Source organism: Bdellovibrio bacteriovorus, from assembly GCF_001592745.1.
Taxonomy (GTDB): domain Bacteria; phylum Bdellovibrionota; class Bdellovibrionia; order Bdellovibrionales; family Bdellovibrionaceae; genus Bdellovibrio; species Bdellovibrio bacteriovorus_B.
Genome location: NZ_LUKD01000008.1, coordinates 237943 through 251010 on the forward strand (window position 1 = coordinate 237943; position 13068 = coordinate 251010).

A 13068-nucleotide genomic window follows, 5' to 3' on the forward strand; every position below is an offset into this window, starting at 1 on the left:
AATGAAGTTCGTATCTAAAGCTCTTTGCTTCGTCGTTGCTTTTGGTGCTTTGTCGGGATGTGGAAGTGATTCTCCAGATCTTATCGGTAAAGCCATCCTTAAAAACGAAGAGTTCCAAGAAAAACCAAAAGACTTTACGGTGTTCAATCCGAAGGTCGACATCCTTTTCGTGATCGATAGCTCAGGAAGTATGGCCGATGCGCAAGCGAACTTAAGCCGCAATGCTTATGCTTTTGCTGATGCGATCTCGAAAGTATCTATCTTGGATTATCACATTGGTGTGATCACAACTGACATGGACGACTGCCGCAACCATTGCGGTAAGTTGGTAGGCCTTCCGACCTTCGTTGAAAAAACAACGCCGAATCTAGTGACATCTTTGGCTCGTCGTATGGAAGTAGGTACAAACGGAAGTGCGTCTGAAGAGATGTTCGGCCCGGTTGTTGAAGCGCTTTCTCCTTCTTTGGAAGTGGGCGCGAATATGGGCTTCTATCGTCAAGATGCGTTCTTGGCGGTGATCTTCATCACAGATGCGAAAGACCAATCTCGTTTTGCTCCTCAGGATTTCTTGCAAATTTTGACGACGAAAAAAGGGGATGCATCTCGTGTCTTGGGTTACGGAGTTATCCGTACGTTGGCGCAAGAAAAAGTCTGCGTAGCCTCCGAAGACCTGGATGAAAAATTGGAAGTTTTCCTAGAGTCCGTGGTGAATGGTGATAAAGCTCAGAAAAACATCTTGAGCCTTTGTTCTCCAGACTACGGTGTGAAACTTGCGGAGTTCGCGAAAGACATCGTAAAAAGAACGGCGGGGACAGTAAAACTAAGCCGTACCCCTGATGTGAAAACGATCAAGGTTTCTTACGGTACCCAAGTGATCCCGAACAGTTTGACTGAAGGTTGGGTTTACGAGCCTTCGACAAATTCTATTCTGTTGTCAGAAGGAATTGTGTGGAATGTGCAAGGCCCTGGCGTAGGTCTGACGATCGACTTTGAAGCCATTGATATGGAATAGTCGAAAATTCAAATTTCTCTAAAGAAAAAGGGCTTCGTCAGAAGCCCTTTTTTATTTTCAAATTCTTAGTACAAATAAATCTCTGTCGGAGAAGCGTTGATATCGCGGTAGACGATACCCGTCACGGTATCGCCCTCTTTCACATTGCAAGATGTGATCACGCCAAAAGAGCTGACTTCATCGATATCCAAGGGGCACTGAAAGCTCGGGTTGAGCTGCCAATTGCCAGTCCAAGACAGCTTCACACGGCATTGACCGTTGTTTGCGGGTTCAACGGATGCTGCTTTTGCGATCAATTGAGCTTCTAGTTGGTTGCAAGCAAAGGCGGGAGTTGCTGCAAAAATTGACAAAATAATCAGAGCTTTTTTCAAGGGGATCTCCTTCTTTTGTGGGGTGTCGTCGGTTTACCACAAGGACGGCGCGATTTTCTTTAAGATTGTGTCAGGCTCGATGTCGGTTTTAAAAACGCCTAAGTCCTTCATTTTTTAAGGGAATTCCTAAAGCATTTTAAACGGCTTGTGATTGAGCACTGGCTCTATAACTCAACGCGAAGTCTGACTAATATATTTCATTGATATTAAGGACTTAGAAGTGTTTTATACCTTAATATAGCTAGCTCAAAATATAAGTAGTTAGCCATAGATATTACTTCGTTACTTTTCTGGAGGGAGACTTATGCACCAGAATGTAAACACGGCTGAAAAAGCCTCTTCAACATCTACGATTCCGCAGAAGTTCGTGTACTTCTTTGCTGCCGGCGAAGCCGAGGGCAATGCGGGAATGAAAAACATCTTGGGCGGTAAAGGGGCCAATCTTGCAGAGATGACGTCTTTGGGGATTCCTGTTCCTCCGGGCTTTACAATCTCGACAGAGATTTGCGCGCACTTCTATGAAGCGGGCGGCAAACTTCCAGAGTGGGTTCGTCCTGCCGTGACGGCCGCCATGGCGAAAGTGGAAGCGAAGATCGGTAAAAAATTTGGTGATGTGAACAATCCACTTCTAGTCTCTGTTCGTTCAGGTGCTCGCGCCTCTATGCCGGGGATGATGGATACAATCTTGAACTTGGGATTGAATGACCAAACGGTGGAAGGCTTAGCGAAGTCTTCAAACAATCCACGTTTTGCTTGGGATTCTTACCGTCGCTTTATCCAAATGTACTCTGACGTGGTGATGGGTATGAACTCCTCTCTTCTTGAAGTGACTTTGGAAGACATGAAAGAAGACAAGCACTACAAGGCAGACACAGAGCTGACTGTTGATGACTTGAAACTTCTTGTTAAAAAATTCAAAGAGCTTGTTCATCAAATGACAGGTCAGTCTTTCCCAACAGATCCTTGGGAACAATTGTGGGGCGCAGTTTCTGCGGTATTCCACTCTTGGAATACTCCACGCGCGATTACTTACCGCGAACTTCACAGCATCCCAGCTTCCTGGGGTACAGCCGTGAATGTTCAATCCATGGTCTTTGGGAACATGGGGGATGATTCTGCAACGGGCGTGGCGTTCACGCGCAATCCTTCTACGGGTGAAAAAGCTTTCTACGGTGAATTCTTGATCAATGCCCAAGGTGAAGACGTTGTTGCGGGGATCCGTACGCCACAGCCTATCACTAAGATTGCGGCTCAAGGCTCAGGCATGAAGTCTTTGGAAGAAGCTCTTCCTCAAGCTTACAGCCAGCTTGTCGACATTTACAAAAAACTAGAAGCTCACTATCGCGATATGCAAGATATTGAGTTCACAATCGAGCGTGGCGTTCTTTGGATGCTACAAACTCGTAACGGAAAGCGTACGGCGGCGGCGGCATTGAAAATCGCTTGCGATATGATCGATGAAAAGTTGATCAATCAAGATGAAGCTTTATTGCGCCTAGATCCAGGTGCTTTGGATCAACTTCTGCATCCAACTCTAGACCCTAAAGCGCAGAAAACTCTTTTGGCGAAAGGTTTGCCAGCGTCTCCAGGAGGCGTGAATGGTCAAATCGTATTTACTTCTGAAGAAGCTGTTGAATGGAAAGAACAAGGAAAGAAAGTCATCCTTGTTCGCGTTGAGACGTCTCCAGAAGACATTGCTGGTATGGTTGCCGCGCAAGGTATCTTCACGACTCGTGGAGGTATGACATCTCACGCGGCGGTAGTAGCTCGTGGTATGGGTAAATGCTGTGTGGCGGGTTGTGGTGAAGTGGAAGTCGACTACCGCACGGAAACTATGAAGGTGAAAGGCTACGTTCTTAAAAAGGGCGATGTGATCACTTTGGATGGTTCTACGGGTGAAGTGTACTTGGGTGAGGTAAAAACTATCGAGCCAAAACTTGATGGCAACTTCGAGCGCATCATGAAAATCGCTGACCAAGTTCGTAAATTGAAAGTTCGCACGAACGCGGATACTCCGAAAGACGCTCAAACAGCGCGTAACTTCGGTGCCGAAGGTATCGGTCTTTGCCGTACAGAGCACATGTTCTTCGGTGCGGACCGTATCGATGCCGTTCGTGAAATGATTATCGCGGATAATAAATCAGACCGTGAAAAAGCCTTGGTTAAACTGCTGCCCATGCAACGTGATGACTTCTATCAGTTGTTTAAGATCATGGACGGTTTGCCAGTGACGATTCGTTTGTTGGATCCACCTCTTCATGAGTTCGTGCCTCACACAGACGAAGAAACTAAAGAATTGGCAAAACGTTTGGGCACGGACTACGAACGTCTTCGCGCGAAAGTAAAATCTTTGCACGAGTTCAATCCGATGTTGGGTCACCGTGGTTGCCGCTTGGCGATCACGTTCCCAGAGATTTATCAAATGCAAGTGCGCGCGATTGCGGAAGCGGCTTGTATGTTGATTGGTGAAGGTAAAAAACTTGTTCCTGAAATCATGATCCCCCTTGTGGCGACGGATAAGGAATTGGACATCCTTCGTGTATCGGCGATCAACGAAGTGAAGAAAGTACAGCAAGAAAAGGGTGTGAAGTTCGACTATCTAGTAGGAACTATGATCGAGCTTCCACGTGCCGCTATCACAGCAGATGCGATCGCTGAATACGCGGACTTCTTCAGTTTCGGTACGAATGACTTAACTCAAACGACATTGGGTCTTTCTCGCGATGACTCCGGTCGCTTCTTGGGTTCATATGTTTCTTCCGGCATCTTGCCTAAAGATCCATTCATGTCGATCGATCAAACGGGCGTAGGTTCGTTGGTGAAGATGGGAACAGAGTTGGGCCGTCGTACGAAGCCAGACTTGAAAGTCGGCGTGTGCGGTGAGCACGGTGGTGATCCAGAATCTATCGAGTTCTTCCACAAGGTTGGACTTGATTACGTCTCTTGCTCTCCATTCCGTGTCCCCATCGCGCGCCTAGCCGCAGCTCGCGCCGCCCTTTTAGGAAAGAAACTCCATTAAGGTGCCTGCTTCTTTTTTGGGTCTACGCTGCAGCATTGTTGCGGGGCCCTTAAGAAGTACGGAATGTTTTTAAATAAGAAAAAGCCGCTTTCAACGAGCGGCTTTTTTATTTGATGGCTCAGAGATCTTGAGCTCTGAGGATTTCATTTACTTTGTGAAGTAAGTGACTAGGATCGCAAAGATCATCGTTGAGAAAAGAATCTTGAACGCGATTTCGCCATTAGAAACTCGCGGTCGTTATTCAGTTTCAGTTTTTTTGTACTGCATAGGTCCTCCTGAATATGAAGGTACTCTTGAATATCTTAAGGCCGAGTTAAAAGACGGATCTTCGCTATAAATTTATCGTAAAAACCCTGTTTCACTCTGAGACGGCTGTTCCGTCAGTGACACTTTAGGGGATGCCCTTTGTCGGCACTGTCAAAGCTGCAGACAGATTTAGGGTGTCTCACATTGATTCCACACTTAGTTAAGTTCATAGAATCAGGCGGGAAGTCGCCGTGCCAGTGTTCTTGGCAGACCCCTTGCTCTTACCTTAGTCATCAAGGAAAAAAATATATGAAAACAAACAATATCTTTTCGAAAATTTTTAAAGCCCTGGCTCTTGTTTCTTTGTCAGTGTTCCTAGTGAACTGTAGCAAGGACAACAAAAGCTCTACGACAAACACTGGTTACGTTATGCAAAATGGTATTTGCTATCAAAACGTAAACGGGCAGCTGATTCAGCAAGCAAATACTTCTCTTTGCTATAACAGCGGAAATGGCTACGTGATGCAAAATGGTCTTTGCTACCAAAACATCAACGGACAGTTGATCCAACAAGCTAATACGTCTTTGTGCTACACAAACACAGGCAGTTACGTTTACCAAAACGGCATGTGTTACCAATACGTGAACGGACAATACATCCAGCAAGCAAACACGTCGCTTTGCTCTGGCTACAATACAGGTGGTTATACAACTCAAGTTTGTAACGGGTACCACACTGATGGTTACCAATGGGTGAACTGCGGTGTTCAATTTAACTGCTCTGGTTACACTTTGATGAACCAGTCTGGTCAGATCACTCGCTGCCAATAGAACCTTGAACTTCCGAAAAGATATGCGGCGCACCACACATGGTGCGCCATTGTCTGTTTTGATATGCGTAAGAGCTAAGCAGATCTGATCCCTGAAGATATTGCGACGCGAAAAATACGCTCCCAACTCTGCCTAAGTTTTCAGCTTCCCTTCCTCTTTTGTAAGCCTGTTGTTGACATAGTTTCTAACTCTCGCGAGATTGAAATGGTCTTTGGTCTAGCTAGACCAAGGGCGGTATGAGGGGAATGTTTCGTGAGAATCAAAAAAATTGAACTGATTGGTTTTAAGTCATTTAAAGATCGCACCGTCATTCACTTTGATGCTGGTATCACTGGTATCGTGGGTCCGAATGGTTGCGGTAAATCCAATATCGTCGATGCCCTCATGTGGGTTATGGGTGAAATGTCTGCGAAAGATCTTCGTGGATCGCAAATGACTGACGTTATCTTCGGTGGTGCCGAAGGTTATGCTCCACTAGGTATGTGTGAAGTGTCTTTGACGCTTGAAAATGACGGTGGCGCTTTCCCAGCTAAATACATCAAACACACTGAGATCATGGTGACTCGTCGTCTTCACAGAAATGGTGAAGGGGAGTACTTCATCAATAAAGAACCTGCACGTTTGAAAGACGTGCAAGAGATCTTTATGGATACGGGTGCGGGCTCTAAAGGTTTCTCTATCATCGCTCAAGGTATGATCGGTAAGATCATCACCGCGAAACCTGAAGATCGTCGTATGCTTATCGAAGAAGCTGCCGGTATTACGAAGTTCAAAGCTCGTAAGAAAGAATCTCAACGTAAACTTCAGGCAACAGACCAAAACTTGGTGCGTTTGCAAGACATCATCGGAGAGTTGAAACGCCAAATCGATTCTTTGCAAAGACAAGCACAGCGTGCTGAGCGCTATCGCAACATCAAAAACCAAATCGAGGATTTGGATCTTTGGTTGTCTTCAGCTCAATACATCGAGTTGAAACGTGCGGCAGATGAAGCTCAAGCGATCTTCAATGAAGCGCAAAGCATGGAAGTCGAAGGTGAAACAAACCTTTCGACTCTTCAAGGTCAGTTGGAAGTTCTAAAATTGCAAATTCTTGAAAAAGAAAAGGCAGTAGAAGAACAACAAAACGAATTCTACACAAAGCAGTCTTCTGTTCAGAAAAAAGAGATGGAGATCCAAGAGCTTCGTTTCGAAATCGAACAGGCTCGCCGTAACGAACAAATGACAGGTACGATCTTGCAAGAACAGCAAGCTCGCCAGGAGCTTTTGGCTCGTGATAAAGCGCAACTTGAAGCGCAAGTGGCAGAACTGAAAGAAGAGTCGGAGTCTTTGACGGCGGCCTTCACAGAGAAAAACGACATCTACCAAAACTTCAACTCTCGCATTGCGGAAGTCGATGAAGAGTTGACGACGAAACGTCGTGAATTGTTCGCGGTCGGTCAGTCCGAATCTTCTTTGGATGCTCGCGTGAATTCATTGTCAGCACAAATCGCTGATTTGACAGAGCGCCAAGATAACGAACAACAAGTCGTGAACGAACTTCGCGAAAAACAAGTTGAGTTCGAAGCTCGTCGTAAAAAAGTATTCGGTGAGCTTGAAAAAGAACGCCAAATGCAATTGGACTTGGCTTCTGACGTAGACTCATTTGAAGCGAACAAAAAGATCCTGACAGAATCTGTGGCCGAGAAAAAAGCGGAAGTGGAGTCCTTCAAAGATTCTTTGAATGAAGTGGCTTCTCGCTTGTACGGTCTAGAGAACTTGCAAAACAACTTCGAGGGTTTCCAAGAAGGTGTGAAGCAAGTCATGCTATGGCAGAAAACTCGCACTCAAGAGTTGATGGCCGATGGTTCTGTAGTCACTCACTTCCAACCGGTTTCTGAGGTTGTTGAAGTTCCTGCAGAATACGAAGTGGCGATGGAAGCAGCATTGGGTTCACGCCTGCAAATGCTTCTTTCTTCAGATGCGAATATCGCGGTAGACGCGGTTACACATCTTAAAGAACAAAAATCAGGTCGCTCTAGCTTCCTATCTGCTAACGACAAAGGTTTGACGTTCAACCGTTCTGAAGCCCCTGTGGGTGAAGACGGTGTTCAAGCCATCCTTAAAGATGTTGTTCAAGCCGCTGATAAATTTAAAAACACAGTGACTTATATGTTGGACGGAGTTGCGATTGTTGACTCTATCCGCACGGCTTTGAATCTTCGTGCAAAATACGAAGGCTGGACATTCGTGACTCTTGACGGGGACACGTTGACAGCGGACGGAGTTTTGACGGGTGGTTCTTCTGAATCTGCGGATTCAGGTGTTTTGAAACGCCGTCGTGAAATCAAAGAATTGTCAGAGAAAAAAGACGAATTCGCCGGCAAGTTGCAATTGGCTCAAATGGTTTTGAAAAAGACAGAAGAGCAATTGGCAAATGTCTTGAATGATTTCGAAGGTGCGCAAAAACGTAAGATCGATCAAGAGATCAAAGTTACGGAGCTAAGAAAAGACCTCGAGCGCGCCGAAAACGAATTGGTAAACGCCCAAACAGCGGTAGAACGCCAAGAGCGCGAGCTTAAGAAAATCACAGAGCAAGTGGAACTTCAGGAACAAAAACTTGAAGAGTTGAACGAAGCTTTGATTGAAGCTCGTGAGAAGAAAGTTCTTCTTGAAGGTGAAGTTGAGTCTTTGAATACAGAGTTGAACTCAACTCGTACGGGCTTTGATGGCTTGCAAGCAGAAGTGACAGATCTTCAAGTGAAGTCGGCTTCTAAAACGCAAGAATACACAGGCGTTCTAAGACAGCTTGAGATGGTTTCTAAATCTTTGAGCGATCTGGATACTCAGCTAGCTCGCATGAGCGAAGAAGCTGAAGGTTACAACTCTCAGATGACTGAGAGCCAAGTGACTTTGGAAGAAAAGAAAATCGAATTTGAACGTCTTTTGACAGAAGTAGAGACTTTGAAACTTCAAGTGTCTCGCACAAAAGATGAATACGAAGTGATGTCTGAATCTGCACGCACGATCGAAGAAGAAGCAATGTCTTCTCAACGTGCGCGTAACGAAAGACAGCACAAAATGAACGACTCTCAACTAAAACTTGAGCAGGCGAAGATGAAAGAGCAGTACCTCATTGATTCTATTCGTGAGCGCTACATGCTAAATCTTCCGGACGTTGTTGAAAAATACGCAGATCGTGAAGGCGACTTCTCGACGGCAGATGCGGAATTGAAAGAGCTTCGTGAAAAACTCGCTAAGATCGGTGAGGTTAATCTTTCGGCGATCGAAGAGTACGAAGAAACAGCACAACGTTACGAGTTCTTGACGAAACAACACGCCGATTTGACCGAAGCGAAAGAACAGCTTCGCAAAGTGATCGACCGTATCAATAGAATCTGCTCGAAACGTTTCAAAGAGACGTTCGACCTTGTGAACGACAGATTCACTCGCGTATTCCCAGTGCTTTTCGGCGGTGGCGAAGCGAAGTTGGAATTGATCGAAAACGAAGAAAAAGGCGAGATGGGTATCGAGATCATCGCTCGTCCTCCGGGCAAAAAGATGCAAAACGTGTCTTTGATGTCAGGTGGAGAGAAAGCTTTGACTGCGGTCGCGCTGGTCTTCTCGATCTTCCTAGTAAAACCTTCTCCATACTGCTTGCTGGATGAGGTTGATGCTCCACTTGATGATGCGAACGTATTCCGTTTCAACGACCTTGTTCGTGAGATGGCAAAACGCTCTCAAATCATCGTAGTTACGCATAATAAACACACGATGGAAGTGGCTAAGAAACTTTACGGTGTGACGATGCAAGAGCGCGGTGTTTCGACAATGGTTTCTGTTTCTTTGCAGGACATCCACTAGTTCGAAATATAAATCAGATCAAAAAAGAAAACCCCAAAGGAAACTTTGGGGTTTTTTTATGCTTTCAATCAGCTCGCAAATCTTATCAGTGCTTTCTCACCGGAAATTTCGTGCCTTTGATCTTGCCATTGCGAAGATGGTCCATGGCTTGATTCACGGCCTTTCTGGAAATTGCGACATACGTGACTTTATCTAGTACTTCGATTTTACCTACATCGGTGGCTTTAAGCCCGGCTGTTCCTGTTAAAGCCCCCAGGATATCGCCAGGTCGTAACTTGTCTTTGCGTCCCCCCGAGATTGAAAGAGTCTGCATGCTTGGAAGAGTCATTCCAGTTAAGCCGTGCTGATTTTTATAACCTAACGAAGGGCGAAGAAGCTTTCCGCCTGTCAGTTTCTCAAGTTCTAAAAGTTTTAATGTGTCCTTGGGATTGGCTAGAGTTATAGAAACTCCCGAGCGACCGGCTCTTCCTGTGCGACCAATGCGATGAACGTAAGTTTCAGATTGTACGGGAAGGTCATAGTTTACGACCATCTCTAGGGCATCGATATCTAACCCACGAGCCGCCACATCGGTTGCGACTAGCAAAGTGATACTGCCGTTACGAAACATCGCCATCACTTGATCGCGCTCGCGCTGGTCAAGATCGCCATGCAACCCACCACAAGGAACATCATTCTTTTCGATAGCAGCGACAACTTCGTTAACGGTCGCTTTCATATTGCAGAAGATGATTGTCGATTTTGAAGGATGCTGTTGCAACACGCGCATCAGAACGTTCAGCTTTTCATCCTCACGAGCGTCGTAAACGATCTGCTCAATGGAAGAGCTTTCTCCCTCGGGATCGGCGATCTGAACAGGCACAGGATGGCGCTGATAGCTTTTACTTAAAGCTTGAATGGATTCAGGAAAAGTTGCTGAAAACAAAGCGGTTTGGCGTTTCGGGGGAAGCCCTTTCATGATCGCACGGATTTCTTTTTCAAAACCCATTTCCAGCATTTTATCGGCTTCGTCAAAAACCACTGTAGCCACATCATTCAGATCAATACGATCTCGCGTGATATGGTCTAAGATTCTTCCCGGAGTTCCTACGGCAATGTGAACTCCGTTTTCCAAAGATTGCGCTTGGTCCCGACCGGTCTGACCGCCGATGAGAGGAAGAACTTTAAGGCCTACAAACTTGCGGCCCCATTTGCGGATTTCCGTAACAACCTGGGTGGCAAGTTCCCGAGTCGGGCAGATGATCAATGCCTGAATGTTCTGATTTTCAAGATTCACTTTATTCAAGATCGGTAGTGAAAACGCCGCGGTTTTTCCGCTGCCAGTTTTCGCTTGGCCCAGGACATCTTTTCCTTCCAGAAGAAGGGGGATGCTAGCCTGCTGAATGGGCGTCATTTTCTCGTAGCCTAATTCCTGAACGACGGAAAGCAGTTCGGTGCTGAGTTTTAGGGATCGGAAGTCAGTTGAATCCAAAGGAACCTCGAGATCGATTATTTGTCTTTGGTGTACCAGAATGCGGCCTTATTGCCTAGGTTCGCCCAAGTTTAAGTTGCTTTTCCTGCATGAATTTCACATTGTAGGGCCATGAAAAACGCCACAATCGGTCTGATCATTGGAGTCTTGCTTGTCGGGGGCCTTTCCCTTTATTTCCTTACGGACAGTCAGCCCGGCTCCGACTCGTTTTTACGTAATGCGTTTGTAGCATCGACGTCTCAAAAAGAAGAACCAAAACAAATTGAAGTTAACGGCGACGAGCCTTCCAATACCGAAATCCACGTATCGACGGAGTTTCGGGATTGGGTGAAAAATTCTTCCGAAAGCCTTCATAAATCGGTCGAGTCCCAAGAGCAGACGGAAGCTCTGCTAAGAACGAAGTCGTTGGCGTTGTCCCTTCAAGAAAGCCAGTATCTGGCGCAAATGGCCTTGCAAGCCTCGGCCCCAGCAAATACGCGCATTTTTTCGGTATATCTTTTAGGGCTTCAGGCCCCTCATAATCTTGCGGCGATCAGTGCGGTTCTAGAAGCTCCGTTAAGCTTTCAGGAAAAGCCGGCGACCCATTCTCCAGAAGAGACTTTGGCCATGCAGGAAAAGTCTTTGCGTCGTATGGCCATTGAAGATCTTTTAAAGAGCTTTCAAAAAGGGGAGCTTCCCCGCGAACAGATCGTTCAGACCTTTGATAAGATTCCCGACGCGCAGTTGAAGAAATACGCCCATACTCGTCTGCAGGAACTGACGAAGTAATTGGCAGGCCACATGTTCCGCGAAAAGTATGTGTTTTTTGTAATAGGCCGCATTAATCCTGCGTTTTTTTGGTGATATTGTTCTTCAGGCGACTACACTCTCCGCCAAGTTCATTAAATGGAGGGGATTTTATGAACAAACTTTTCATCGTATTGGTACTCACGTTATTGGGTTCCACTAGCTTCGCTGCGGACTGCATTTCAAAAAGCGAGATGCAAACAATTGCTTCACACTTTTCTCAATTTCGACAATTAGCGAATAAAGATTACTGCTACGACGGCTCGCAAACAGCGAACCTTCTTCAGGCGATCATGTTCATGCGTAAAACGGCGTTTGAACCGAACATGCAAAAAAGCCAGGACGAGTTATTCTCAGGTCGTTTTTCTTCCAGCTGGTATGACTACTTCATCGGCCGTATCGAGGACATCGATGTTCAGGCGAACTGCCCCAAAGGTGTAGGCGCTTATGTTTATGGATTCGGAAACACCATGTACGTGTGCCCGATGATGTTGACAGAAAGTTTTTCAGCATTAGATCGCGCGAGCGTTTTCATGCACGAAGCTCGTCACATAGACGGTTATCCTCATACAACTTGTTCTCGTGGAGCGCGCAAAGGTCTTTCTGGCGCTTGCGACACGCGTATTTCCGACGGCGGTTCCTATGCGGTCAGTGTCGAAACTTACGCGCAACTGGCGAAGTACGCGACAGACATTCACCCAGCGTTAAAAGCTTACGCCATGTCTTCCGCAGTGACTTACGCGGATGAAGCTTTCGAAGTCCCAGTGAAAATTGATCGTGAGCAAAAACTTTTGTTGATGGCGGACTCCACACAGCTTTATTCAATGGATCTTTCGGGCAACAACCAGTTGACGGCATTAGGCAATGCTCCTTTCTTGGGTAAGATCGTTCCGCGTGCACAGCACATGATTTTGATTCCAACAGATCGCACACAAAACGCCCGCTACATGTTCGCCAATAACGAAGGTGAAATCGTACAAACAGCGGGGGATGCAATCGTAGAATACAACACGCAATCTCCAACACAACGTGCGGAACTTGCTGATCTTCACTTGGGTGCACAGTGGACAGCGAAGGTTTACACTTCAAAAATCACTTTTGCCTGTGACCCGCGTTCACCTTCTGCAAAAGATGTAAAGATCCCGCAAGGGGAGGCTGTCAGCATTCTTTACTCGAATGGGTACTCTCGCGCGGCTCGTTCGAACTATCTTCTAGCTTCTAACGGCCAAGTCTATGAATTCGGCTGCAATGAAAGAGGACTTAGCCCCTTCATCAATCCGGTAAATACGCCGATGGCTTCAGGACTGGTAAGAGCTTACAAAGTGAATGGCCAGGTGATTGGTCTGACAGAAGGCGGTTCACTAGTAGCTGTGAACGGCACGCAAACAACTCCTTTGAATACGGGACTCGAGGGGCAGATTTACGAAATCGCGCCTCGCGAATCCTTCAGCTTCATGGACGCACAATAAAATAAAAATCAAAAACCCCGAGA

Annotated in this window: 8 protein-coding genes; 6 read left to right on the forward strand and 2 right to left on the reverse strand. The window is 46.2% G+C overall.

The window, feature by feature from the left end; all coding sequences use genetic code 11:
* Position 1: 1 nt before the first annotated feature.
* Positions 2 to 1012, forward strand: a complete 1011-nt coding sequence (locus AZI87_RS15770; RefSeq protein ID WP_063209029.1) for a VWA domain-containing protein — start codon at positions 2 to 4, stop codon at positions 1010 to 1012.
* 65 nt (positions 1013 to 1077) lie between these two features.
* Here the strand turns inward: AZI87_RS15770 and AZI87_RS15775 are convergent, their stop codons facing one another.
* A complete protein-coding gene (locus tag AZI87_RS15775; protein WP_063209031.1) occupies positions 1078 to 1383 on the reverse strand; it encodes a hypothetical protein in 306 nt (101 codons plus the stop codon).
* Between the two features lie 304 nt (positions 1384 to 1687).
* Here AZI87_RS15775 and ppdK point away from each other — a divergent pair, with 304 nt between their 5' ends.
* The 3 genes from ppdK to smc all read left to right on the forward strand — a co-directional run bounded on the left by ppdK (position 1688) and on the right by smc (position 9319).
* Positions 1688 to 4402, forward strand: coding sequence for a pyruvate, phosphate dikinase (ppdK, locus tag AZI87_RS15780; protein ID WP_063209033.1), 2715 nt, complete (start codon positions 1688 to 1690; stop codon positions 4400 to 4402).
* 555 nt (positions 4403 to 4957) lie between these two features.
* A complete protein-coding gene (locus tag AZI87_RS15785) occupies positions 4958 to 5479 on the forward strand; it encodes a hypothetical protein (protein ID WP_063209035.1) in 522 nt (173 codons plus the stop codon).
* A gap of 252 nt (positions 5480 to 5731) precedes the next feature.
* Positions 5732 to 9319: a chromosome segregation protein SMC gene (gene smc, locus AZI87_RS15790; RefSeq protein WP_063209037.1), complete on the forward strand. Its 3588-nt coding sequence runs from the start codon at positions 5732 to 5734 to the stop codon at positions 9317 to 9319.
* 85 nt (positions 9320 to 9404) lie between these two features.
* On the opposite strand, the gene dbpA is transcribed toward smc, so the two are convergent.
* Positions 9405 to 10790: an ATP-dependent RNA helicase DbpA gene (gene dbpA, locus AZI87_RS15795; RefSeq protein ID WP_063209040.1), complete on the reverse strand. Its 1386-nt coding sequence runs from the start codon at positions 10788 to 10790 to the stop codon at positions 9405 to 9407.
* Between the two features lie 111 nt (positions 10791 to 10901).
* On the opposite strand from dbpA, the gene AZI87_RS15800 reads away from it, so the two are divergent.
* On the forward strand, positions 10902 to 11558 hold the full coding sequence (locus AZI87_RS15800) for a hypothetical protein (protein WP_063209041.1): 657 nt from the start codon (positions 10902 to 10904) through the stop codon (positions 11556 to 11558).
* 131 nt (positions 11559 to 11689) lie between these two features.
* Positions 11690 to 13045, forward strand: a complete 1356-nt coding sequence (locus tag AZI87_RS15805; RefSeq protein WP_063209043.1) for a hypothetical protein — start codon at positions 11690 to 11692, stop codon at positions 13043 to 13045.
* The last annotated feature ends 23 nt before the right edge of the window (positions 13046 to 13068 follow it).

Coding starts and splice junctions, on each gene's coding strand:
- AZI87_RS15785 (WP_063209035.1), top strand. CDS start 4,958: ATGAAAACAAACAATATCTTTTCGAAAATTTTTAAAGCCCTGGCTCTT.
- AZI87_RS15805 (WP_063209043.1), top strand. CDS start 11,690: ATGAACAAACTTTTCATCGTATTGGTACTCACGTTATTGGGTTCCACT.
- ppdK (WP_063209033.1), top strand. CDS start 1,688: ATGCACCAGAATGTAAACACGGCTGAAAAAGCCTCTTCAACATCTACG.
- AZI87_RS15800 (WP_063209041.1), top strand. CDS start 10,902: ATGAAAAACGCCACAATCGGTCTGATCATTGGAGTCTTGCTTGTCGGG.
- AZI87_RS15770 (WP_063209029.1), top strand. CDS start 2: ATGAAGTTCGTATCTAAAGCTCTTTGCTTCGTCGTTGCTTTTGGTGCT.